Annotated in this window: 23 protein-coding genes; 18 read left to right on the forward strand and 5 right to left on the reverse strand. The window is 68.1% G+C overall.

The window, feature by feature from the left end; translation table 11 throughout:
• Window positions 1-65: 65 nt before the first annotated feature.
• The 4 genes from ACFVVI_RS13540 (at window position 66) to ACFVVI_RS13555 (ending at window position 2,699) form a co-directional block, all read left to right on the forward strand.
• Window positions 66-1,253 (forward strand): anion permease, encoded by a 1,188-nt coding sequence (locus ACFVVI_RS13540; RefSeq protein WP_378991135.1) that lies wholly within the window; start codon window positions 66-68, stop codon window positions 1,251-1,253.
• A gap of 12 nt (window positions 1,254-1,265) precedes the next feature.
• Entirely contained in the window at window positions 1,266-1,547 is a 282-nt protein-coding gene (locus ACFVVI_RS13545; protein ID WP_378991133.1) for a hypothetical protein, read from the forward strand.
• An 11-nt stretch (window positions 1,548-1,558) separates the two neighbouring features.
• Window positions 1,559-1,924, forward strand: coding sequence for a DUF3349 domain-containing protein (locus tag ACFVVI_RS13550; protein ID WP_378633940.1), 366 nt, complete (start codon window positions 1,559-1,561; stop codon window positions 1,922-1,924).
• A 100-nt stretch (window positions 1,925-2,024) separates the two neighbouring features.
• Window positions 2,025-2,699: a TetR/AcrR family transcriptional regulator gene (locus ACFVVI_RS13555; RefSeq protein WP_379298752.1), complete on the forward strand. Its 675-nt coding sequence runs from the start codon at window positions 2,025-2,027 to the stop codon at window positions 2,697-2,699.
• A gap of 62 nt (window positions 2,700-2,761) precedes the next feature.
• On the opposite strand, the gene ACFVVI_RS13560 is transcribed toward ACFVVI_RS13555, so the two are convergent.
• Window positions 2,762-3,778 carry an alpha/beta hydrolase gene (locus ACFVVI_RS13560; RefSeq protein ID WP_378991131.1) on the reverse strand — a complete coding sequence of 339 codons (1,017 nt, stop codon included), beginning with the start codon at window positions 3,776-3,778 and terminating at the stop codon, window positions 2,762-2,764.
• A gap of 245 nt (window positions 3,779-4,023) precedes the next feature.
• On the opposite strand from ACFVVI_RS13560, the gene ACFVVI_RS13565 reads away from it, so the two are divergent.
• Genes ACFVVI_RS13565 through ACFVVI_RS13580 form a run of 4 tightly spaced genes read left to right on the forward strand, consistent with a single transcriptional unit; the run spans window position 4,024 to window position 7,522 of the window.
• Entirely contained in the window at window positions 4,024-4,818 is a 795-nt protein-coding gene (locus ACFVVI_RS13565; protein ID WP_378991129.1) for an ABC transporter ATP-binding protein, read from the forward strand.
• Complete coding sequence (locus ACFVVI_RS13570; RefSeq protein WP_387445613.1) at window positions 4,815-5,600, forward strand: ABC transporter permease; 786 nt, start codon at window positions 4,815-4,817, stop codon at window positions 5,598-5,600. Before ACFVVI_RS13565 ends, ACFVVI_RS13570 begins: the two co-directional genes overlap by 4 nt.
• Window positions 5,597-6,397, forward strand: a complete 801-nt coding sequence (locus ACFVVI_RS13575; protein WP_378991125.1) for an ABC transporter permease — start codon at window positions 5,597-5,599, stop codon at window positions 6,395-6,397. The genes ACFVVI_RS13570 and ACFVVI_RS13575 overlap by 4 nt, the downstream gene beginning before the upstream one ends.
• Window positions 6,398-6,457: 60 nt before the next feature.
• Window positions 6,458-7,522: an ABC transporter substrate-binding protein gene (locus tag ACFVVI_RS13580; RefSeq protein WP_387445615.1), complete on the forward strand. Its 1,065-nt coding sequence runs from the start codon at window positions 6,458-6,460 to the stop codon at window positions 7,520-7,522.
• Window positions 7,523-7,564: 42 nt separating this feature from the next.
• Here ACFVVI_RS13580 and ACFVVI_RS13585 read toward each other — a convergent pair whose 3' ends face one another.
• Window positions 7,565-8,584 carry an XdhC family protein gene (locus ACFVVI_RS13585; RefSeq protein WP_378991121.1) on the reverse strand — a complete coding sequence of 340 codons (1,020 nt, stop codon included), beginning with the start codon at window positions 8,582-8,584 and terminating at the stop codon, window positions 7,565-7,567.
• Between the two features lie 15 nt (window positions 8,585-8,599).
• On the reverse strand, window positions 8,600-9,196 hold the full coding sequence (locus ACFVVI_RS13590) for an NTP transferase domain-containing protein (RefSeq protein WP_378991119.1): 597 nt from the start codon (window positions 9,194-9,196) through the stop codon (window positions 8,600-8,602).
• Between ACFVVI_RS13590 and uraD the strand changes: the two genes are divergently transcribed.
• The 5 genes from uraD to ACFVVI_RS13615 all read left to right on the forward strand — a co-directional run bounded on the left by uraD (window position 9,197) and on the right by ACFVVI_RS13615 (window position 13,498).
• Complete coding sequence (gene uraD, locus ACFVVI_RS13595; protein WP_378991117.1) at window positions 9,197-9,814, forward strand: 2-oxo-4-hydroxy-4-carboxy-5-ureidoimidazoline decarboxylase; 618 nt, start codon at window positions 9,197-9,199, stop codon at window positions 9,812-9,814. It begins immediately after the preceding gene.
• Entirely contained in the window at window positions 9,811-10,128 is a 318-nt protein-coding gene (uraH, locus tag ACFVVI_RS13600; RefSeq protein WP_387445618.1) for a hydroxyisourate hydrolase, read from the forward strand. The genes uraD and uraH overlap by 4 nt, the downstream gene beginning before the upstream one ends.
• Before the next feature lies 1 nt (window position 10,129).
• Window positions 10,130-11,035, forward strand: a complete 906-nt coding sequence (gene pucL, locus ACFVVI_RS13605; protein ID WP_387445620.1) for a factor-independent urate hydroxylase — start codon at window positions 10,130-10,132, stop codon at window positions 11,033-11,035.
• A complete protein-coding gene (locus ACFVVI_RS13610; protein WP_387445622.1) occupies window positions 11,023-12,393 on the forward strand; it encodes an 8-oxoguanine deaminase in 1,371 nt (456 codons plus the stop codon). The genes pucL and ACFVVI_RS13610 overlap by 13 nt, the downstream gene beginning before the upstream one ends.
• 259 nt (window positions 12,394-12,652) lie before the next feature.
• Window positions 12,653-13,498: an FAD binding domain-containing protein gene (locus ACFVVI_RS13615; RefSeq protein WP_378991244.1), complete on the forward strand. Its 846-nt coding sequence runs from the start codon at window positions 12,653-12,655 to the stop codon at window positions 13,496-13,498.
• Between the two features lie 2 nt (window positions 13,499-13,500).
• Here the strand turns inward: ACFVVI_RS13615 and ACFVVI_RS13620 are convergent, their stop codons facing one another.
• Entirely contained in the window at window positions 13,501-13,899 is a 399-nt protein-coding gene (locus tag ACFVVI_RS13620) for a winged helix-turn-helix transcriptional regulator (protein ID WP_378991112.1), read from the reverse strand.
• A gap of 101 nt (window positions 13,900-14,000) precedes the next feature.
• Here ACFVVI_RS13620 and ACFVVI_RS13625 point away from each other — a divergent pair, with 101 nt between their 5' ends.
• Genes ACFVVI_RS13625 through puuE form a run of 5 tightly spaced genes read left to right on the forward strand, consistent with a single transcriptional unit; the run spans window position 14,001 to window position 21,445 of the window.
• Window positions 14,001-14,948, forward strand: a complete 948-nt coding sequence (locus tag ACFVVI_RS13625) for an NADP-dependent oxidoreductase (RefSeq protein ID WP_387445624.1) — start codon at window positions 14,001-14,003, stop codon at window positions 14,946-14,948.
• A complete protein-coding gene (locus ACFVVI_RS13630; RefSeq protein WP_387445626.1) occupies window positions 14,945-18,220 on the forward strand; it encodes a molybdopterin-dependent oxidoreductase in 3,276 nt (1,091 codons plus the stop codon). The genes ACFVVI_RS13625 and ACFVVI_RS13630 overlap by 4 nt, the downstream gene beginning before the upstream one ends.
• On the forward strand, window positions 18,217-19,440 hold the full coding sequence (locus ACFVVI_RS13635) for a DUF6986 family protein (RefSeq protein WP_387445628.1): 1,224 nt from the start codon (window positions 18,217-18,219) through the stop codon (window positions 19,438-19,440). Before ACFVVI_RS13630 ends, ACFVVI_RS13635 begins: the two co-directional genes overlap by 4 nt.
• A gap of 59 nt (window positions 19,441-19,499) precedes the next feature.
• The gene (alc, locus tag ACFVVI_RS13640; protein WP_387445630.1) at window positions 19,500-20,474 is read left to right on the forward strand and encodes an allantoicase; all 975 of its coding nucleotides are present in this window, start codon (window positions 19,500-19,502) and stop codon (window positions 20,472-20,474) included.
• A 23-nt stretch (window positions 20,475-20,497) separates the two neighbouring features.
• The gene (gene puuE, locus ACFVVI_RS13645; protein WP_387445884.1) at window positions 20,498-21,445 is read left to right on the forward strand and encodes an allantoinase PuuE; all 948 of its coding nucleotides are present in this window, start codon (window positions 20,498-20,500) and stop codon (window positions 21,443-21,445) included.
• A gap of 44 nt (window positions 21,446-21,489) precedes the next feature.
• On the opposite strand, the gene ACFVVI_RS13650 is transcribed toward puuE, so the two are convergent.
• Window positions 21,490-21,780 carry a hypothetical protein gene (locus ACFVVI_RS13650; protein WP_378633992.1) on the reverse strand — a complete coding sequence of 97 codons (291 nt, stop codon included), beginning with the start codon at window positions 21,778-21,780 and terminating at the stop codon, window positions 21,490-21,492.
• Window positions 21,781-21,802: the final 22 nt, after the last annotated feature.

The following is a 21,802-nucleotide window of genomic DNA, read 5'->3' on the forward strand; positions in this document are numbered from 1 at the left end:
GCTGGTCGTGCGACTTACCCGCAACAGTTTGGCAATCCGGCGGCAGCATACGACACACTGTTCCGGTGAGCGCCGAACTAATGGTCCTGTTGATCGTCATCGTCACAGCTCTCGCGTTCGACTTCACCAACGGATTCCACGACACGGCCAACGCCATGGCGACCTCGATCGCCACCGGTGCGCTGAAGCCGAAGACGGCAGTCGCGCTCTCGGGCGTGCTGAACCTGATCGGTGCGTTTCTGTCGGTATCGGTCGCGGCGACGGTGGCGAAGGGGATCGTCCAATTGGACGATGTGGGCGGGCAGGACCTGCTGGTCATCGTCTTCGCCGGCCTGGTCGGCGGCATTCTGTGGAACCTGTTGACCTGGCTGCTCGGCCTGCCGTCGAGTTCCTCGCACGCCCTGTTCGGCGGCCTGATCGGGTCGACGATCGCCGCGCTGGGCTGGAACGGGGTGATCTGGGCGTCGGGGTCGGACGGGGTGCTGATCAAGATCGTGCTGCCCGCGCTGCTCGCGCCGGTGATCGCGGCCATCGTGGCGGCCATCGGCACGTTCCTGGTGTACCGGATCACCCACGGCGTCGACCGGGAGAAAACCGAAGAGGGCTTCCGCTGGGGCCAGATCGGTTCGGCCTCCCTGGTCTCGCTGGCGCACGGCACCAACGACGCGCAGAAGACGATGGGCATCATCTTCCTCGCGCTGGTCGCCTACGGCTCGCTGGGCAAGGACGACCACATGCCGCTCTGGGTGATGGCCGCCTGCGCCGTCGCGATCGCCCTCGGCACCTATCTCGGCGGCTGGCGGATCATCAGGACCCTCGGCAAGGGCCTGGTCGAGATCGAGTCGCCGCAGGGCCTGGCCGCCGAGTCGACCTCGGCGGCGATCATTCTCACCTCGGCGCACTTCGGTCTGCCGCTGTCGACCACGCAGACCGCGACCGGTGCGATCCTCGGTACCGGCATCGGCAAGGGCGCCGAGGTGCGCTGGCGGGTGATGGGCCGGATGGCCGTGGCCTGGCTGCTGACCCTGCCGATGGCGGGCATCGTCGGCGCGATCTGCTGGGCGATCGCCAACGTCATCGGTGGACTTCCCGGCGTGCTCGTGGTGTTCGGCCTCCTGATCGCCGGGGCGCTCGGAATCTATCTCCGGTCGCGCCGTGACCCGGTCGGCACTCACAATGTGAACGAATGGCCCGATGGCCATCAGCCACCCACCTCGGCACAGGCGCCGATCGACCAGAACCATGCCGGGTAGAGGGGAGCGATCGTGCACACCGTGATCACCAATCTGAGTTCACTGTGGGAAGTGGTGCTCGCCGCGCTGATCTTCGGCGCGGGTGTCCCCGCGGTCTTCGCCTTCGCGGTGCGGTGGTGGGGCAATGCCGAGACCGTCGACGCCGAGGGCCGAGTCCGGCGCAACTATCCGGCGCTGGCGGGCGCGGTGACCTGTCTGGTCCTCATCGTCGTCGTGGTGATCACCGGAATCCTGTTCACCGCCAAGGCGTTCATCGCCCACCAGTTCGGCATCCACCTGTTCGGCCAATCATGAGTGAGGAAGCCATGACCGATCCGAACCCCACCCCCGCGACCCCGCCGGTCCGTGGCAACCTGCTCTCGCGGGTGCTCGGGTGGCTGCGCGCGGGCTACCCACAGGGCATTCCCCAGTCCGACTATGTCGCCTTGTTCGCCGTGCTCCACCGCCACCTCACCGACTACGAGGTGACGGTGATCGGGGAGAAACTGGTGGAGGCGAATCCGAATCGGGAATCGATCAGCGAGGCCGAAATCGCGGCCGCCATCGCCGATTTCGCGAAGCAGCAGCCCGCGCCCGACGACGTCTCGCGGGTGGCTTCGCATCTGGCCGCCGGTGGCTGGCCGTTGGCCGAACCGCTCGACGACGGCGAACCCACTACCGAACAGAATTGATCATCGCCAGTTCGACAATTCCGATACGCCAGCGGAATTCGCTCGCGGCGACAATGGCGAATCGCCCGGCTGCCCGGCCATCGCGCGCTAGCATGCATCCGTGGTTCGGCGTGCGGATGTAACCGATAGTGGTCGTAGTTACGGTGGATTGTCGCGCCAGCAGCGAGTCGCGCTACGCCGCAACAGGTTGACCGACGCGGCGCTGGAACTATTCGGTACCCAGGGATATTCGTCGACCTCGATCGAGCGGCTGTGTTCGACCGCGAATGTGTCGACCCGCAGTTTCTACGAAGACATCGGTAGCCGTGAGGCATTACTGATCGCACTCGTCGACCGGTTGAACGCGGCCGCGTTACGGCGCCTCGACGAGGCATTGGAGCACACCAGCGAACAGCCGCTGGTGGTCCGCGTGGTGGAGAGTTTCCGCGCGTTCCTCGCGGTGACCTGCCGTGATCGCCGGGCGGCGCGGGTGTTCTATGTCGAGGTCGTCGGGGTGAGTCCGGTGGTGGAGGAATGGCGGCGCGCGCAGCGGCGGTCGATTTCGGCACTGCTCACCCGGGAAGCGCAGCGCGCCGCCGAACGGGGCGAAGCGGAATCGCGCAGCCTGCACCTGTTCGGCCTCGCGGTAATCGGCGCCGTGAATTCCCTCGCCCAGGAGATGGTGCACGCCACCGTTCCCGGCGACGCGATCTCGGTCGACGAGATCTGCGAGGAGATCGCCTATTTCATCCGCTCCGGGCTCACGGTGCGCACCGCGGTCGCGCCCACCACGTAGCTGCCGGCAACGCAGAAACGGGAGGCATCCGAATCCGGATGCCTCCCGCTTTCAGTGGGAAATCAGATACCCATGCCCTGCGCGAGCAGCGGCCACGACTCGTGCAGCGCCTGCTCCCAGTACGGCCAGTAGTGGGTGCCCATCGGGGTGAACTGGTAGGTCGCCGGGATACCCAGCGAGTCCAGCTTGGTCTTCAGGTTCTGGCTGCAAGCGTTGGTCGCCGCTTCGATGCCGATACCGAGACCGAGGTTGATCACGCCCATCGGGCCGGGCGAACCGTTGAGGTAGTAGGCCACGTCGGCGTTGGTCGGCATGCCGCTACCGCTGGAGATGTAGAGGTTGGTGCCGCGCAGCTTCTCCGCGTTGATGACCGGGTCGTTCTCGACCCACGCGGGATCGTTGTCCGGGCCGTACATGTTCGCGGTCTTGCCACCGGCCCAGGTCTCCACGGAGAACTTGACGGCCTGCTTGCCCATCGGGTCGGCGATCTGCGCGCAGCCACTGTAGGCGGCGACGGACTTGAACAGACCCGGGTTGGCCTCGGCCAGCTGCAGCACCGAGGTGCCGGAGGTGGACAGGCCGGCCAGCGAGTTCAGGCCGGTGGAGTTCAGTGCGCCGTCGAGCAGCGGCGGGAGCTCCTGGGTGAAGAAGGTGCTCCACTTGTTCAGGCCCAGCTTCGGGTCTTCGGCTTTCCAGTCGGTGTAGTAGCTGCCGCGGCCACCGATCGGCTGGATCACATTGACCTGCTTGTCGGCCAGGAAGCTGAGCGCCTGGGTCTGCGCAGCCCAGCTGGCGGTGCCCTCACCGCCGTCGAGGCCGTTGAGCATGTAGAAGTTGGGGGCCGGCTTGGACTCGTCGACGGGACGCTGCACGTCGATCGTGATGTCCTTCTTCATCGCCGCCGAGTACACCTTCAGATGCCACACGCGTCCGTCTTTGACGATGGACGACACGGCTGAGGGCTTCTCGGGTTCGGCGGTCGCGGCGCCACCGGCGACAACGGCCACCGACAATGCGGCGGTCAGAGCCACGGCGGTGGTGCGCAGCGCGGCCACGGTACGTAGTGCAGAGAGCTTCATCGAACAGTCGGTTCCAGTCCACGGGCCCTGTCGGGCACGTCATCGCAGTGCTTCCCCCGGTCGCCGAGAGCATATGCGCTCGACGCCTGCAGGGCTGTCAGATCCTCCGACACTCTATGTCCTCTCACAGGACCGAATCGTTACCGGTTCACTTTTATGGTGACCTCGAGCACGGTTTACGGGGGTGCAATCTGGGCTGTGATTCGGAAATGCCGCCGCAACCAGGCGCTCTTATGGTGACGAGCATGGGTAAGGAAATCCCCGGTAGCGCGACCACCGGGATCGAGATCAGTGGGTTGAGCAAGACCTTCACAGTGGGCCGCAACACTGTCGACGCGCTGGACTCGGTCGATTTGCGGACTTCTCACGGCGCATTCCTGTCATTGCTCGGGCCCTCGGGCTGCGGCAAATCGACGGTGTTGCGGATTCTGGCCGGCCTGGACGAGCCGAGTGCGGGTACCGCGCGGATCAACGGTATGTCCCCGGAACAATTGCGCGGTGGCGCCGAGCTCGGTATCGCGTTCCAGGATTCGGCGTTGCTGCCGTGGCGCAGTGTGGAATCGAACATCCGGCTGCCGTTGCAGGTGGCCGGGCTGCCCGCCGAACCGGACCGGATCGCCGAACTGATCGCGCTGGTCGGGCTGGAGGGGTTCGAGAAGGCCAAGCCCGCGCAGTTGTCCGGCGGTATGCGCCAACGGGTTTCGATCGCGCGAGCGCTGGTCGTGCAGCCGTCGGTGCTGCTGCTCGACGAACCGTTCGGCGCGCTCGACGACATGACCCGCCAGCGCTTGAACCTGGAACTGCTGCGCATCTGGACCGAGAAGCCCGCGACCACACTGATGGTCACCCACGGCATCGGCGAGGCGGTGTTCCTGTCCGACGTGGTGGCGGTGATGAGTCCGCGACCGGGCCGTGTGCTGGAACTGGTCGAGATCGACCTGCCGCGTCCGCGCACACCCGAGATGATGCGCACACCCGAATTCCACAAGCTCTGTGACTACCTGTCGGAGCTACTCTTCGGGCGGGGTGGGGTGGCATGAGTGTGGCGACAGCCTGGCGGATCCCGGCCGACCTGGGCCGGGTGGCCGGGGCACTGGGTGTGGTGGTGCTGATCGCCCTGTGGTGGGCGCTGGCCGCCGCCGGAACCGCGGGCGGGACGATTCCCTCACCGGGGCGGGTCCTTTCGACCATGTGGTCGGACGGGTGGGGCCTCTACGGGCCCAACTTCCAGGTCACCGCGATTGGGGCGCTGCAGGGCTTCCTCTGGGGCAACGTGCTCGCGATCGGGGTCGCGGCGCTGATCATGCTGGTGCCGCGGATCGAACCCCTCGCGACCCAGCTGGCCATCCTGAGCTACTGCACGCCGCTGGTGGCGCTGGGCCCGATCATCCTGGTGGTGTTCGGCGGGCGCACGCCCACGGTGTTCCTGGCCGCGATGTACTGCTTCTTCACCACCATGGTCGGCGCGGTGAGTGGATTGCGTTCGGCCGATCCGGCGAGCCTGGATCTGGTGCGCGCCTACGGCGGTGGCCGCTGGCAGCAGCTGTATCGGGTGCAGGCCATCGCCGCGCTGCCGAATACGTTCGCCGCCTTGAAGATCGCCGCGCCGTCGGCGGTGCTCGGGGCGATCATCGGTGAGTATCTGGGTGGCGTCGACAGCGGTATCGGAGTCGCGCTCACCGCGGCCCAGACCGCCTACAACGTGCCACGCACCTGGGGCATGGCGATCGCCGCGGCCGCGCTGGCCGGGCTCGGGTACCTGCTGGTGGCGGGCGCGGCCCGCCTGATCACGCCGTGGACGACGGTGGAGGAGGGGCGATGACCACCACCGTCGCGCGCCGGATCGGCCGCTTCCTGCTGCCGCTGGCGACGTCGCTGATTCTGTTGCTCGTCATCTGGACGCTGTTTCTTCGCCTGTTCCCGCAGATCGGGCCGCGAGTGGGCAAGACGCCGTCGGATGTCTGGGCCTATCTGGTCACTTCGGCGGGTGCGCCTGCGGCGCGGCAGGCGATCGTCGACGACCTCGCGATCACCCTCGGTGACGCGGCTTCGGGGTTCGTCGTCGGGATGCTCGGCGCGATCGGCGTGGCCGCGCTGTTCGTGCTGTATTCGGCTGTGCGGCAGACGTTCATGCCGGTCGCGATGCTGTTGCGGTCGGTGCCGCTGGTCGCCCTGAGTCCGATCGTGGTGCTGATCTTCGGCCGAGGCACGGCGGGGGTGACGGTGCTGACGGCGATCGTCGTGTTCTTCCCCGCCCTGGTGATGATCATGACGGGCCTGCGCGAAGCGCCCAGGCAGGCAATGGAATTGGTGACGGCCTACGGCGGCACACGGTGGACGCGACTACGGATGGTCGCGGTGCCCGCCGCGCTGCCGTCGGTGTTCGCCGCGGCCAGGGTCTCGGTGCCCGGCGCGTTGATCGGCGCCCTGCTGGGTGAATGGCTCGGCAGTGGAACAGGATTGGGTGCGAGCCTGGTACGGGCCATCCCGATGTTCCAGTACAACCGGCTGTGGGCGTCGATCGTGGTGGTCACGGTGGTATCGGTGTTGCTGTACGCGATCGTCGGCGTGATCGAGAACGTGGTGCTCGCGCGCTTCGGCCCGAGCGCCGGAAAGTAAGGAATAGCGGCGGAACGTGGCGGCAAAGAGAACGAAACGCATCGAACCTACATTTTGCGTATGAACAGTATCGACCGTCGTTCCTTTCTCCGCTTTTCCGCATTGACCGGCGCGGCGCTCGGCGGCGCCGGGCTACTCGCCGCCTGCGGCGGTAGTTCGGCCACTTCCTCGAACGGCTCGACCGACGACGGCTCGAAATTCGGCAAGGTCGCTGTCCAGTTGTCCTGGATCAAGAACATCGAATTCGCGGGTGAGTATTTCGCCGATTCGAAGGGCTATTTCAAGGATGCGGGATTCGGTGCGGTAGATCTCGTCGCGGGTGGCGCGGCGTCGACTTCGGTGGAAGCCGGTCTCGATACCGGCAAGATCTGGCTCGGCCTCTCCGCGCCGCAGACCACCGCGCCCGCCGTGCTGGAAGGACTACCCGCCAAGATCGTCGGCGCGACCTATCAGAAGAACCCGTTCGCGATCGTGAGTTCGGCGGGCAAGCCGATCACATCACCCATGGAGATGAAGGGCCGCAAGATCGGTGTGCAGGACACCAATCAGCTCATCTTCAGCGCCCTGCTGGCGGCCAACGGCATCAGTCCCGGTGATGTCACCGTGGTGCCCGCACAGTTCGATCCGACCCCGCTGGCCAACGGCGAGGTCGACGGCTGGGTGAGTTATGTGACCAACGAGCCGATCACCCTGGCCGCCAAGGGCTTCGCCAACGACCACTTCTTGTTCGCCGACTTCGGTCTGCCGCTGGTCGCGGAGACATTGACGGTGAGCCAGCACACCATCGACAACGAGCGCGACAAGCTCAAGGCCTTCCTGACCGCCCAGATCAAGGGCTGGAAGGACGCCGTCGCCAACCCGGCCGAGTCCGCGCGGTTGGCCGTCGAGGTCTACGGCAAGGACCTGAAACTCGACCTCGCCGAGCAGACCGAGGAGGCCATCGCGCAGAACGACCTGGTCGTCTCGGCATCGACCAAGACTGACGGCCTGCTGACGATGTCGGACGCGCTGATCGAGCAGAACATCGCCGCGCTGCGCACCGCCAAGATCGACATCAAGGCCGGCCAGCTCTTCGACCTGTCCGTCCTGCGTGAGGTGTACGCCGAGAACCCGGGCCTGAAATAAGAACCCGGTCGGCGCCGCGAAGCCGTGGCGCCGACCGGTACATCAAATGGCCATACCCACAGCGGCTGTCGACCCGTAGTCGCGCTGAGCCGCGAGGCGAAGGCCCGCGCGGGAGGCGAGGAAGTCGGCGGTGATGAAGACGGCGGTCTCGGCGGGAGTGCGCGGGCCCGCTTCCAGGCCCGCGGGTACGTGCACGCGCGACAGGGTCGGCTCGTCGAAGCCGCCCGCGCGCAGGTCGTCGAGGCGACGAGCCTGGTCGGCAGGGGTGCCGAGGGCGGCTAGGTAGCCGAGCTCGGGTAGTCGTAACGCGACGGTGAGCAGCGGGATCTCGAAGCGCGGCTCGTTGGCCAGCACAACGATGGCGGTGCTGTTGTCGACCTCGCCCGCGGCCGAGAGGGTGTTGAGGTAGCGATGCGGCCAGTCGACGACCACTTCAGCGCCCGGGAACGAGGCCGGGTCGGCGAACTCGGGACGCGAGTCACAGATGGTCACCCGGTAGCCGATCATCCGCGCCTGCGCGACGAGCGTGGCCGCGTAGGCGTTGGCGCCGAAGATGATCAGGCGCGGCGGCGGGCAGTACGAGGCGACGAACAGATCCGACTCGGGCAGCGCGACGAGTTCGGTCGCGTGCTTGCGATCGGTGACCAGATGCTGGCCGATGACATCGGGATCCTGATTCCACACCACGGTGAACACGGTGACCCGGCGATGGGCTTGGATATCGGCGGCGATAGTGGGGAATTCGGGAAAATCGCGGCAGGAGAACGGTTCTACGAAGATATCGACGAGTGTTCCGTCGTCGGCGCTCGATTCCAGACCGGTGAGCATGCTGTAGCGACGCAGTTGCCGGACGCCGGTGCGACCCGCTTCCAATGCCGCGTCGTAGACGGTCTCTTCCAGCCGTCCGGAGGCGATCGATCCGAAGACGCCACCGTTGGGGGTGACGAGCATCGAAGAGCCGATGGGCAGGGAATTGGTGCCGATGGTACGGACCACGGTGGCGAGGCCGCCCGTACGGCCCGAATGCCACACTCGCAGAAGGTCATCGACGATATCGCGCATATCTCACAACTCCGATCACCGTGCGCCGACTTCCGGGAAATCGCGATCGGTCCCTGTCGCCAAGTCGTCGCACGTGACGCACACCATATCCTGTCGACCGCCCAAATAGGAACCGGCCCCGATATCGCCTGCGGCTACTTCGGAAATGGCTTCCCAGTGCTTGTTCTCGATCACAACGGGGTGTCCAGGTGTGTTGTGAAACACAGCGCGGGCAAGTCCGCTCTTGCTCGCGCGCGCCGCGGCGAGCACTCTGGCGACGACATCGCCCCCGATATCGGGGATGTCGACGGGCAGAAACGCCACGTAACGGGTGTCGGTTTCGGTGGCGGCGCGCAGGCCCTCGCGCACCGTCGCGGAGAGTCCGGTCGCCCAGTCGGCGACCCACCGGCATCGGGTGCCGTCGGGTAGTCCGAGGGCGGCCGGATCGGGTCCGGTCGCGCCGAGCATGACGACCACCGGACCGCAGCCGCCGTCGCGCAGGGCGGTGATCGCCGAACGTAACCAGGCGCCGTCCTCGGCGAGTGCCTTGGGTTTGCCGTATCGCGTGCCAGCACCCGCCGCGAGGACGATGCCCGTGCACGAGGCGTGCGCGGAACGGTCGAGTGGAGGCATGTGAGCGAAGGTAATGACGCAATGTTGCCGGTCGATTACAGCAGGGGAGCGCACCGGCGACGACACGCCGACGTGATGGACTGCACATCGGTGGCGGCGGGCCGGGGATCGCGCGATGCTGGATCGATGACGAGCGAAGGGCTGAGCCTCGCGGGTTTCAACGATCTACCTGCGAAGACTGCCGAAGATGCGCTGCTTGCCTGTTGCTCGGCGCCACGCTGGGCGCGGGCGATCGCGGCCGCGCGTCCCTATGCCACCACCGACGCGCTGTTGGCGGCGGCCGAGGCGGGAACGGCCGCACTCGACGACGCCGAGATCGACGAGGCGCTGGCCGGTCACCCGCGGATCGGCGACCGCCCGACCTCGGCGGCCTCCGCGCGCGAGCAGTCCGGGGTGGCGGGCGAGGACGTGCGCGTGGCGCTGGCCGAGGGCAATCGCGCTTACGAGGCGAAGTTCGGCCATATCTACCTGGTCTGCGCGGCAGGTCGCAGCGGCGAGGAGTTGCTGGCGATCTTGTGCGCGCGGTTGGACAACGATCCGTCTACTGAAAGGCAGGTCATGCGAACAGAACTGACGAAGATCAACCGGCTGCGCCTGGCGGGGCTGGTGACGCCATGACGAGCGTGAGTACCCACGTGCTCGACGCCGTGCGCGGGGTCCCCGCCGCAGGTGTCGCGGTGTTGCTGATGCGCGGGGAGCAGCGGCTCACCGAGGCGCTCACCGACGCCGACGGCCGGGTGAAAGAGCTGGCGGCCGGACTCAATCCGGGCGACTACCGGCTGTTCTTCGATACCGGCAGCTACTTCGCGGCGCAGGGCGTCGAGACCTTCTATCCGGAAGTCTGCGTCGCGTTCACGGTGGGTGAGCAGCCGCATCTGCATGTGCCGCTGCTGCTGTCGCCGTTCGCCTATTCCACCTACCGAGGGAGCTGAGATGGCACTGACCGGTCCGATCGTGTTGACCGACAATCGATATGGCAAAGCCGAGAATCGGGTTGTGCGTTTCTACAAAGAGAACGCGCGCCACGAGATTCGCGACGTGAACGTCTCGACCACCCTGCGCGGTGATTTCGAGGCGGCATACACCGATGGTGACCAGCGTCACGTACTGCCCACCGACACCCAGAAGCACATGGCCTTCGTGTATTCGAAGAAGCCCGGTCTCGACACCATCGAGGACTACGCGATCGCGCTGGGCAAGCATTTCGTGGACTCGGTCGATCCGGTGTCGAGTGCGCGTATCGATGTGGACTCCTATGGCTGGCAGCGGGTTTCGGTCGACGGTGCCGAACACGATCACACCTGGGTGCGTCAGGGCCCCGAGGTGCGCACGGCCGCGGTGACCGTGGCGGGCAAGGGCGCGCAGCAGCAGCGGTGGGTGATCGGCGGGATCAAGGACCTGGTGTTGCTCAAGTCGACCGGATCGGAGTTCGCCGACTTCCTCACCGACGAGTACACGACGCTCGCGCCGACCCACGATCGCGTGCTGGCCAGTTCGCTGGTGGTCCAGTGGCGGTTCGCCGAGACCAGCGGATTCGACTGGGACGAGGTGTACGCCGGGATCCGCGCCACGCTGCTCGAGCTCTTCGCCACCACGTACTCCAAGGCGTTGCAGCAGACGCTGTACGCGATGGGAACGGCCGCGCTGGAACGCTTTCCGGTGCTGGCCGAGATCCGGTTGTCGGCGCCGAACAAACACCACTTCGACTACGACCTCGCGCGGTTCGAGATCGAGAACAAGGGTGAGGTCTTCTGGGCGGCTGACCGGCCCTACGGCTCGATCCACGCCACCCTGGCGCGAGCGGACGCGCCCGATGCGGGGATCGCGTGGCAGCCGTGAGCGCGCCCGATCTGCTGATTCACGGCTGTGCGGTGATCGCCGTCGACGCGACGGGCACCGAATACCGCGACGGCTGGGTCACGGTGCGCGGCAACAAGATCGACGCTGTGGGCGTGGGTGCACCGCCCGAGTTCGGGCCGGAGGTCGCGCGGATCGACGGGCGCGGCTGCGTGCTCACGCCCGGTCTGGTCAACACCCACCACCACCTGTACCAATGGATCACCCGTGGGCTGGCCGCCGACAACACGCTGTTCGAGTGGCTGACCACGCTGTATCCGGTGTGGGCGCGGATCGATGAGAAGTCGGTGCGGACGGCGGCCACCGGCGCGCTGGTCTCGCTGGCGCGCAGTGGGTGCACGACGTCGTCGGATCACCACTACGTGTTCCCGCGCGGCGGCGGTGACCTACTCGCCGCCGAGATCGGCGCGGCGGTCGAGGTGGGGCTGCGCTTCCACCCGGCGCGTGGGTCGATGGATCTCGGGCAGAGCAAGGGCGGGCTGCCGCCGGACTCCGTGGTGGAGTCGATCGACGACATCCTCGCCGCGAGTGCGGCGGCCATCGAAGACTGGCACGACCCGTCGTTCGACGCGATGGTGCGGATAGCGCTGGCACCCTGCTCGCCGTTCTCGGTGACCGCCGATCTCCTGCGCGAGTCCGCGGCGCTGGCTCGTTCCGCGGGCGTCCGGCTGCACACGCACCTCGCCGAAACCCTCGACGAGCAGGACTTCTGCCAGGAGAAGTTCGGGTGCACGCCCGCCGAGTACATGGAGCAGCTGGGCTGGCTCGGCGATGACGTCTGGTACGCGCACGCCGTGCACCTCGACGATCCGGCGATCGCGGCGATGGCGCGCACCGGGACCGGGATCGCGCACTGCCCGACCTCCAACGGCCGGTTGGGCGCGGGGATCGCACGGACCGCCGACCTGGTGGCGGCCGGTGTGCCCGTCGGCCTCGGAGTCGACGGTGCGGCCAGCAACGAGTCCAGTTCGATGATCGAGGAACCGCGCAACGCGCTGCTGTACGCGCGGGCGGTCGGCGGTCCGCGGGCGATGACGGTGCGCACGGCGCTGGAGCTGGCGACGATGGGTGGTGCGCGGGTACTCGGGCGGGCGGACGAGATCGGATCCATCGAGCCGGGCAAGCTGGCAGATCTGGCGCTGTGGCGGCTGGATACGCCCGCTCACGCCGGTATCGAGGACCCGGTCGTCGCGCTGATCCTCGGCTCGGCGCCGCCGCTGGCCGCACTGCTGGTGAACGGGCGTGAGGTCGTTCGCGACGATGTCGTGCTGACGGTGGACGAGGCGTCGGTGGGTGCCGAGGTGGCCCAGGCCCAGGCCACGCTGCTGGCCGGTGCGTGATCACGCTCGGACCCCGGCGTGTGATCACGCGCGGCGGGGGCGGGCCGTGACGTCATCCGCGCGCCGGTCGGCACGTGAGCTCGGATGTCGGGCCGACAGCCATGCTCGTCGTCGGCGTGCTGATCTGCGGTTTTGCCTGGATCGGCGCACACTGGATGGCGTACACCGGGTTAACCGCGGCGCAATCTGGCGCGGGTTTCGTGCAACATCGTGGCAACTCCCGGCCCCTACTGTGGCCGGTGAGGTTAGCGAGGTGAACGTGGATCTGGACACTGTTTCCGAGATTGTTCTCGCCCGCGAACGCGCCGATCTGGCGCAGGTCGGAGCGGGCAGCGCGGTGCTGGCGGGCGGTACTTTCCTGTTCTCCGAACCGCACGATCATCTCGATACGCTCGTCGACATCACCACCCTGGGCTGGGCGCCGCTGACCGAGTCCGCACCGGGGCTGGAGATCGCCGCGACGTGCACGCTGGCGGAGTTCGCCGGTGCCCGTCCCGGCCGGGAACTCGGCACCTCGACCATGCGACCGGAGTGGCCGGGTACGGCGCTGTTCGCGCAGTCCTGCCGGGCGCTGCTGGCCTCGCACAAGATCTGGCGTACGGCGACGGTCGGCGGGAACGTGTGTCTGTCACTGCCCGCAGGCGCGGTGCTCGGCGCGCTCGTCGCCTTGGACGCGACCGCGGTGATCTGGCCGCGCGGCGGTGGCGAGCGACGAATCTCCCTGCGCGACTTCGTCACCGGACCGGGGGAGAACCTGCTGGGCTCGGGCGCTGTCGTGCGCTCGTTCGTCGTTCCCACCTCGAGCCTGGTGGCGCGCACCAGCTTTCGCAAGGTGGCCTTGGCTCCGCTCGGGCGTTCCGGGTCGGTGGTGATGGGCAGGCGTGCGGCCGACGGCCGGTGCGCGATCACCGTCACGGCGGCGACCGTTCGCCCGATCGTTCTCGACTTCGATTCCGTCCCTTCGCCATCCGAGCTGAACTACGCGCTGGCCGAGATCGATCCCGACGTGTGGTTCGACGATCCACACGGTGCGCCGGACTGGCGCGAGCACGTGACCGGGCTGCTGGCCGCAGAGGTGGCCGCCGAACTGCGGGAGGCGTCGTGAGTTCAGCGCGTGGCGTCGTAGGCGGCGCGGGCGGTGAGCACCCGATCCATGTGCTGCTCGGCCCAGCCCTTGATGGTGCGCATCACCGGCAGCAAGTCCTCGCCGAGCGGAGTGAGCCGGTACTCGACGCGAACCGGCACCTCGGGCAGCACGGTGCGGGTGACCAGGCCGTCGCGTTCGAGATTGCGCAGGGTCTGGGTGAGCATCTTCTGGCTCACCCCCGCCAGCCGCTGGTTCAGTTCGCTGTAGCGCAGCGAACCGTCGGCCAGCGCGTTGATCGCCAGACTCACCCACTTGTCGCCGATCCGGTCCAGCAGCTGACGCGCCGGGCATTCGGCCACGTAGGCGTTGTAAGCCGCGCCCGCCTCGGCGCGGCGCTCGGCGGCGGTCCGCGTACTCATCGCTCTCCCTCGCGTGCGGTAGGCACTTCGCAGTGCGTACTTCCCGATAGAGAGTAGCTCTCCCTAGGTTCGGTCAGTACCTACGGAAGAGAGAGATCATCATGCGCGCAGTTGTCGTCCATACCTTCGGCGGACCGGAAGCACTCGAACTCGTCGAGGTGCCGGTGCCTGCGCCGGGGCCAGGTCAGGTGCGGATCCGGGTGTCGGCGGCCGCGGTGAACCCGGTCGACGCGGTGACCAGGGCGGGTGCGCTGGTCGAAGCCGGTCTGATGGCGCCGCGACCGGTGACCGGGATCGGCTGGGACGTGGCGGGCGAGATCGACGAGGTCGGCGCCGGCGTGCCCGGTTTCGCGGTGGGACAGCCCGTGATCGGGCTTCGTGATCTGCTCGACCGGTCGCTGGGCAGCTACGCGGACTACCTCGTGCTCGACGCGTCGGCGGTGGCAGCGGCTCCCGTCGGCCGCTCGGCGGCGGAGGCCGCGACGCTCCCGCTGAACGGGCTCACCGCTTTTCAGGCGCTCGATCTGCTCGATCTCGCCGAAGGCGACAGTGTGCTGGTGACCGGTGCGGCCGGTGCAGTGGGCGGTTTCGCGGTCGAGATCGCCGCGCGGTGGCGTGGACTCAGGGTGATCGCGCAGGTCCGCGCCGAGGACGCCGGCTTCGTGCGCGGGCTCGGTGCGGAGTGGGTAGTGCCGCGGGAGACGCCGGACCTGGCCGAGGCGGTCCGTGCGCTGGTGCCCGGTGGTGTCGATGCCGTCCTGGACACGGCGGGCCTGGGCGCCGGAGCGCTTGCCGCAGTGCGCAACCGGGGGTCGTTCGTCACCGTCGTCGGTGGCGCCGACCCGGTTCCGTTGCGCGGCATTCGCGTTCACCACGCCTGGATCAGCGCCGACGGCGCAGCCCTGGCCACGCTCGTCGGCTACGACCTCGCCCTGCGCGTGGCCGGCACCCTGCCGCTCGAGCAAGCCGCCGATGCGCACACCCGACTGGCCCGAGGTGGCCTGCGCGGCCGCCTCGTGCTGACCACGGAACACGGAGGTGGTTCATGAGGCTCGATATCGACGGCCGCGCGGTCGAAGTGACCGCGCGGCCCGGCCAGTGCCTGCGCACGGTGCTCCGCGAGCACGGCGAGCTCGCGGTCAAGAAGGGCTGTGACTCCGGCGACTGCGGAGCCTGCTCGGTGCTGCTCGACGGCGAACCCGTCCACTCCTGCCTGATCCCGGCCCACCGCGCCGCCGACCGCGCGGTGACGACCGCCGCGGGCCTCGGCGACGCGGATACCCCGAACCCGGTGCAGCGCGGCTTCGTCGAGAACGCCGCTTTCCAATGTGGTTTCTGCACTGCGGGAATGGTGGTGACAGCATCGGGTCTGGCCGCCGCCCGCCCCGACACAGCTGTGGACAACTTGCCTGCTCAGGCAGTCACCGACGCCGAACGCGCCGAGCTGCTGAAGGGAAACCTGTGCCGCTGCACGGGCTATCGCGCCATCGCCGATGCCTTGGCCGCACCCTGTGCATCACTGTGTACAACTGGCGAGGCCGACTCGTCGCCGCACCGCGCGGAGGAATCCGGCCCACTGTGCACGGGGAAGGGGCATCGTGCGGCGAACGCCTCGACGCGGACCCATGTCGCGGAAGAGACGTCCGGGCTCGGTGAGGCGACTGCTGACCGATTCGACGATAGTTCGTCAGGCACGCGCAGCGTTGCCGAAGAAGTCGGGAAGCAGGCGGGCGCGGAATCATCCCCCGCTGAAGCTTCGCCCGACGCGTACCCGGCCCCCGCGGTGCGTAGCGATGACGGTCGGTCCGCTCATTCGATCGGTGGAGGAGATGTTCGGCCGGGAAGCGATGAGGTGGCGCGATCCGGTGAGTCGTTCGATGCGGCGGGCCCTGCTGTCGAGTCGTATGTGACACACGGTCACCCGGGCAGGTTGGCTGGTGAGGTCACCACGGTGTCGGCGGCGGAGGGGCCGCAGGTCGGGGTGTCTGCCGTGGTGGGGGCGCAGGCGCGGGTCGGTGGGGTGATGCGGCGGAAGTATCGGGCGGGGCAGATCGGAGACGGTGTGGGGGCGCCCGCTGGGGCGCGGATCGTGCGGGGTGCGGAGGCGTTCACGATGGATGTGGTGCCGGGGGCGGGGGAGCGGATGCCGCCGGTGGCCCCGTGGCATCTGGCCGTGCTGACCAGTCCGCACGCGCATGCGCGGATCGTGTCCATCGACGTGGCCGCGGCGCGGGCTGTTGCGGGTGTGCGGGTGGTGTTGACACATGTGGATGGACCGCGAACCGCGTTCTCCACGGCTCGCCACGAACTGCGCGAGGACGATCCGGACGACACCTTCGTGCTCGACAGCACGGTCCGGTTCGTGGGGCAGCGGGTAGCCGCGGTGGTGGGGGAGACCGTGGACGCCGCACGTGCGGGGGTGCGAGCGCTGCACGTGGAGTACGAGGTGCTGCCCGCGGTCTTCGAGCCCGAGGCAGCGTTGGCCGATGGCGCGCCGGTGCTGCATGCCGACAAGCCGGACTCGGCACGGATCGCCGACGCGCAGCGCAATCTGATCGCCGAGATCCACGGTGGTGTCGGTGATTTCGAAGCCGGTATCGAGCAGGCCGCGAAAGTGGTGAGCGGCGTGTGGAATTCGCCGCGCGTGCAGCACGTGCACCTGGAGACCCATGGCGGGATCGGCTGGCTCGACGACACGGGCAGGCTCGTCGTTCGCTCGAGTACCCAGGTGCCGTTCCTGGTCCGCGACGAACTGTGCCACCTGTTCGGGCTGGGTCGAGACCGCGTGCGGGTGTTCGCGACTCGCGTCGGCGGCGGCTTCGGGGCCAAGCAGGAGATGCTGGCCGAGGACCTGATCGCCCTGGCCGTGCTCCGCACCGGGCATCCCGTGCAGTACGAGTTCACCCGCACCGACGAATTCACCTCGGCCACGTGCCGTCATCCGATGCGGGTCGCGGTCACCGTGGCCGCCGACGCGGCGGGCATCCTGACCGCGCTCTCGGTGGACGTACTCGCCGACGCGGGCGCGTACGGCAACCACAGCGCCGGCGTGATGTTCCATTCCGTCGGCGAATCGGTGGCCGTCTACCGCTGCCCGAACAAGCGGGTCGACGCACAAGCGGTGTACACCAACAACGTTCCCTCTGGCGCGTTCCGTGGCTACGGACTCGGCCAGGTGATCTTCGGTGTCGAGTCGGCGATCGACGAACTGGCCCGCGAACTCGGCATCGACCCCTTCGAATTCCGCCGTCGCAATGTGGTGATCCCGGGCGACCGGTTCACCGCCGCCGAAATCGACGAGTCCGACCTGACCTTCGGTAGTTACGGCCTCGACCAGTGCCTCGACACCGCCCAGCGGGCGCTCCTGCGCGGCAACGGTGTCGCCGCGCCCGGACCGGATTGGCAGGTGGGGGAGGGCATGGCGGTGGCGATGATCGCGACCGTGCCCCCGCGCGGACATCATGCCGATGCCACGGCGAGCCTGCTGCCCGACGGCCGCTACGAAATCGGGGTCGGCACCGCGGAATTCGGCAACGGCACCACCACCGTCCACGCCCAGCTCGCGGCAACGGCGCTGGCCACCGCCGCCGAGCGAATCGTGATCCGTCAGTCCGACACCGACGTGGTCGGCCACGATACCGGCGCGTTCGGCTCCACCGGCACCATGGTCGCGGGCAAAGCCTCCTACGCGGCGGCGCTCGAACTGCACGCGATGATGTTGGCGAGGGCGGCGAAGGTGAGCGGTCACCCCGAACGCGACTGTCTGCTCGAAGCGAGCGGCGTGCGCTGCGGCGACGAACTGATCACCGCGGCGCAACTGCTCGCCGACGGCGAGCTCGTCGCCCACGGCAGCCACGCGGGCACCCCGCGCTCGGTGAGCTTCAATGTCCACGCGTTCCGGGTGGCGGTCCAGCCCTCGACCGGTGCGGTACAGATATTGCAGTCGGTCCAGGTCGCCGACGCGGGCACGGTGCTGAACCCCGTGCAGCTGCGTGGGCAGGTGGAAGGCGGCGTCGCCCAGGCGATCGGGACCGCGCTCTACGAGGACATGCGATCCGAGTCCGGCGTGGTGACCACGCGGACGCTGCGCCACTATCACGTTCCGCAGTTCGCCGATCTGCCCCGCACCGAGGTGTATTTCGCCGAAACCAGTGACGAACTGGGCCCGCTGGGTGCCAAATCGATGAGTGAGTCCCCCTACAACCCGGTGGCCCCCGCCCTGGCGAACGCGATCCGCGACGCCGTCGGTGTCCGCCCTTACCGACTACCGATGACCGCCGATCGTGTGTGGCGGGCCGTCAAGGAAGGAACCGCCGGGTGAATACTCGCCTGCCCGAACATATTCGAGCCCGCATCGACTCGGTGCTCGACTCCGTCGACGCCGAACTGCGCGTGCGCTACCCAGGAGCCGGTGACCGGGTCCAACCCGTGCACACCGCCTACGTGCCGGCCGACCGCGCCACCGCGCAGACCCCCGCCGAGTGGGGCGCCACCGCCTTGGAGCTACTGCATCGCCACGCCGACTTCCTCGTCGGTCTCGATGTCACCGGTTCGCTCCCGGTCGTGCGCCGTCGACTCACGGACCGGCCGGTGCAGGACATGCGCATCGACTTCGAGGACGGTTACGGGTTCCGGGCCGATGACGAGGAGGACGCGGCGGCGAAGGCGGCGGGCGAGGCGCTGGCGGCATGGGCCGACAAGCCCGGCGCACCGGTCTCGTTCGGTGTTCGGACGAAAGGTCTGGCCGCGAACGAACGTCGGCGCGCGTTGCGCACTCTCGAACTCGTCCTCGACGGGGCGGGCGGCGCACTGCCCGGATTCGTGTTCACGGTGCCCAAGATCCGCGCCGCGGAACAGGTGTCGGCGATCGTCGATCTGTGCACCGGACTCGAGCGCGGCCACGGCCTGCCCGAACGGTCGCTACGTTTCGAGCTCCAGATCGAGAGCCCGCAGGCGATTGTCGCCCCCGACGGCACCGCGCCCATCGTCAAGATGATCCACCTGGCCGACGGCCGCTGTAGCGCACTGCATTTCGGTACCTACGACTACACCGCCGCCTGCGGCATCGCGGCCACCGATCAGGCCCTCGACCATCCCGCCGCCGACTACGCCAAGTCGGTGATGCAGGTCGCCGCCGCGCAGACGGGGGTGTGGATCTGTGACGGCTCCACCCAGATCGTCCCCGACGTCGATCCCGAAGGCGCCATGGCCAACCACCACCGCCTGGTCGAGCGGGCCTTGCGCCGCGGCTACTACCAGGGCTGGGACATGCACCCCGGCCACCTGATCACCCGCTGGCTCGCCACCTACGACTTCTTCCGCGGCGCGCGCGAGGTGGCGGTGCCGCGCCTGATCGCCTACCTGGACCGGCGTGGCGGGGGTGTGATGGACGAGCCCGCGACCGCCGAAGCCTTGGCGAGCACCGTGCTGCGCGGCCTGCGTGCCGGTGCGTTCACCGAGGCCGAACTGCTCGCCGATGCGCCGGGTCTGACCGGCGAGGTTCTGCTCGATCTCGCCGCTCGACGGGTGCGCGCGACGTGATGAGCCCGGCACAAATAGCGGTATACCAGTAATATGGCACCCGACCCCAGGAGGCACCCGTGAGCCGATTCACCGGCAGCGACGATTTCACCCTGCTCCCTGATCTGGCCGTCCGCACCCTCGGCGGTTCCGTGATCTGGGCGAACGACGAATTCTTCGCGGAGAAGGAGAACCTGGTCAGCCCGGGTCCGTCGGAGTACCAGCCGGCGACGTTCGGCCACAAGGGCCAGGTCTACGACGGCTGGGAGACCCGCAGGCACCGCGGCAAGCCCGGCGACGATTCGGCCGTCGTGCGCCTCGGCGTGCCCGGCGTGATCCGTGGCGTCGTGGTCGACACCGCCTGGTTCAAGGGCAACTTCCCGCCCGAGGTATCGCTGTCGGCGCTGGCTGTCGAGGGCTACCCGCCTGCCGAGCAGATCGCGGCCCGCACCGACTGGGTGACCCTGCTCGACCGCGTGAAGGTCGGTGGTGACAGCCGCAACCCCTTCGCCATCGACAGCGAGAACCGCTGGACCCATGTGAAACTCACCATGCATCCGGACGGCGGCGTCGCCCGCCTGCGCGTGCACGGCGAAGGCCGCCCCGATCCCGCGCTGCTCGGCCTCGGCCCACTCGATCTCGCCGCGCTGGAGAACGGCGCCGTCGTGCTCGACTGCTCCAACCGGTTCTACAGCTCGCCCAACCAGCTGCTCTACCCCGGCCTGGCCAGGGAAATGGGCGACGGCTGGGAGACGGCACGCCGCCGCGACGACGGAAACGACTGGGTACGAATCCAGCTCGCGGGCCCGGGGGCGATCCGGCTGGCCGAGATCGACACTTCCTGCTTCCTCGGCAACAGCCCCGGCGCGGCCTCACTCACCGGATTCACCAGTGACGGAACCGAAGTCGAGCTCTTGCCGCGCACCGACCTGCTGCCCGACACCCGCCACCGGTTCGTGCTACAGCCCGCAGCCGCCTCCGTCGTGGAGGTACGCCTCGACATCTATCCCGACGGCGGCCTCGCGCGGCTGCGGCTCTACGGGGAGCTCGGATGAGCGCAGTATCACGCAGCGATTCCATGGGCGGTGGTGGCCGGGCGACGGGTGGGCGCGATGTTCGCGATTTCGTCGGGTACGGGCCGAATCCGCCCGACCCGCAATGGCCCGACGATGCGCAGATCGCCGTGCAGTTCGTACTGAATTATGAAGAGGGCGGGGAGAACAACGTCCTCGACGGTTCGCCGCATTCGGAGACCTTCCTCTCCGAGATGACGCCCGCCGATGCCTTCCCGAACCGGCACATGAGCATGGAATCGCTCTACGAATACGGTTCGCGCGCCGGGTTGTGGCGGGTGCTGCGCGCCTTCGAACGGCGGGACCTGCCGCTCACCGTCTTCGCGGTGGCGCGAGCCATGCAGCGCAATCCCGAAGCGGTGGCGGCCTTTTCCGAACTGGGCCACGAAATCGCCTGCCACGGCTTGCAATGGAAGTCCTATCAGCTGATCGATCGCGATATCGAACGCGCCGACATGGCCGAGGCGATCCGCATCCTCACCGAGCTCACCGGCTCCGCCCCGCTCGGCTGGTACACCGGCCGCGACTCCCCGAACACCCGCGAATTGGTCGTCGAACAGGGCGGTTTCGTCTACGACTCCGACTCCTACGCCGACGACCTGCCCTACTGGACCGAGGTGCGCGGCCAGAGCCACCTCGTGGTTCCGTACACCCTCGACACCAACGACATGCGCTTCGCCTCCCCGGCGGGCTTCGCCAACGGCGAGGAGTTCTACGCCCACCTGCGCGACGCCTTCGACGTCCTCTACCGCGAAGGGGCCGAGGACACCCCGAAAATGCTCTCCGTGGGCCTGCACTGCCGTATCGCGGGCCGTCCCGCCCGCACCGCCGCCCTGGAACGCTTCCTCGACCACGTCCAATCCCACGACCGGGTGTGGATAACCCGCCGCATCGACATCGCCGAGCACTGGCGCAAGGTGTATCCGGCGGGCGTCCGGCTCCTGGGCAACTGACGCGAAACGTCGACCCCTCTAAGGGGCCGACGTCGACTCGGTGTCTAGGCCAAACCGCAGCGTTCGATATTGCTCAGCGTGATCTGGCGATCGGATTCCTTGGCCTGCGGAACGCGGTTGTAGGCGCCCATGGAGTCCATGTAGTCGACGAACGTGTCCGCGATCTCCTCCGGCGTCGCATCCGGTTTCGCGGCGCGGACGTTGTCGACCAGGGTGCGCGTGGTCTCGCACTGCTCTTCCGGGGTGAAGATCGGCGGCGGCGGGTCGGCGTGCGCGAAAGCCGGTGCGAGCAGCAGCACGAAAGCGGCCAGGGCGGCGGATCGAATAATTCTCACTCCGGCGACTCTACGTATCGAA

This window comes from Nocardia sp. NPDC058114 (assembly GCF_042884695.1).
Lineage (GTDB): Bacteria > Actinomycetota > Actinomycetes > Mycobacteriales > Mycobacteriaceae > Nocardia.

What these genes read in the sequence shown, in the direction of transcription:
- ACFVVI_RS13550 (WP_378633940.1), top strand. Translation starts at nt 1,559, where the DNA reads ATGACCGATCCGAACCCCACCCCCGCGACCCCGCCGGTCCGTGGCAAC.
- ACFVVI_RS13560 (WP_378991131.1), bottom strand. Translation starts at nt 3,778, where the DNA reads ATGAAGCTCTCTGCACTACGTACCGTGGCCGCGCTGCGCACCACCGCC.
- ACFVVI_RS13565 (WP_378991129.1), top strand. Translation starts at nt 4,024, where the DNA reads ATGGGTAAGGAAATCCCCGGTAGCGCGACCACCGGGATCGAGATCAGT.
- ACFVVI_RS13570 (WP_387445613.1), top strand. Translation starts at nt 4,815, where the DNA reads ATGAGTGTGGCGACAGCCTGGCGGATCCCGGCCGACCTGGGCCGGGTG.
- ACFVVI_RS13575 (WP_378991125.1), top strand. Translation starts at nt 5,597, where the DNA reads ATGACCACCACCGTCGCGCGCCGGATCGGCCGCTTCCTGCTGCCGCTG.
- ACFVVI_RS13580 (WP_387445615.1), top strand. Translation starts at nt 6,458, where the DNA reads ATGAACAGTATCGACCGTCGTTCCTTTCTCCGCTTTTCCGCATTGACC.
- ACFVVI_RS13585 (WP_378991121.1), bottom strand. Translation starts at nt 8,584, where the DNA reads ATGCGCGATATCGTCGATGACCTTCTGCGAGTGTGGCATTCGGGCCGT.
- ACFVVI_RS13590 (WP_378991119.1), bottom strand. Translation starts at nt 9,196, where the DNA reads ATGCCTCCACTCGACCGTTCCGCGCACGCCTCGTGCACGGGCATCGTC.
- uraH (WP_387445618.1), top strand. Translation starts at nt 9,811, where the DNA reads ATGACGAGCGTGAGTACCCACGTGCTCGACGCCGTGCGCGGGGTCCCC.
- pucL (WP_387445620.1), top strand. Translation starts at nt 10,130, where the DNA reads ATGGCACTGACCGGTCCGATCGTGTTGACCGACAATCGATATGGCAAA.
- ACFVVI_RS13620 (WP_378991112.1), bottom strand. Translation starts at nt 13,899, where the DNA reads ATGAGTACGCGGACCGCCGCCGAGCGCCGCGCCGAGGCGGGCGCGGCT.
- ACFVVI_RS13625 (WP_387445624.1), top strand. Translation starts at nt 14,001, where the DNA reads ATGCGCGCAGTTGTCGTCCATACCTTCGGCGGACCGGAAGCACTCGAA.
- ACFVVI_RS13630 (WP_387445626.1), top strand. Translation starts at nt 14,945, where the DNA reads ATGAGGCTCGATATCGACGGCCGCGCGGTCGAAGTGACCGCGCGGCCC.
- puuE (WP_387445884.1), top strand. Translation starts at nt 20,498, where the DNA reads ATGGGCGGTGGTGGCCGGGCGACGGGTGGGCGCGATGTTCGCGATTTC.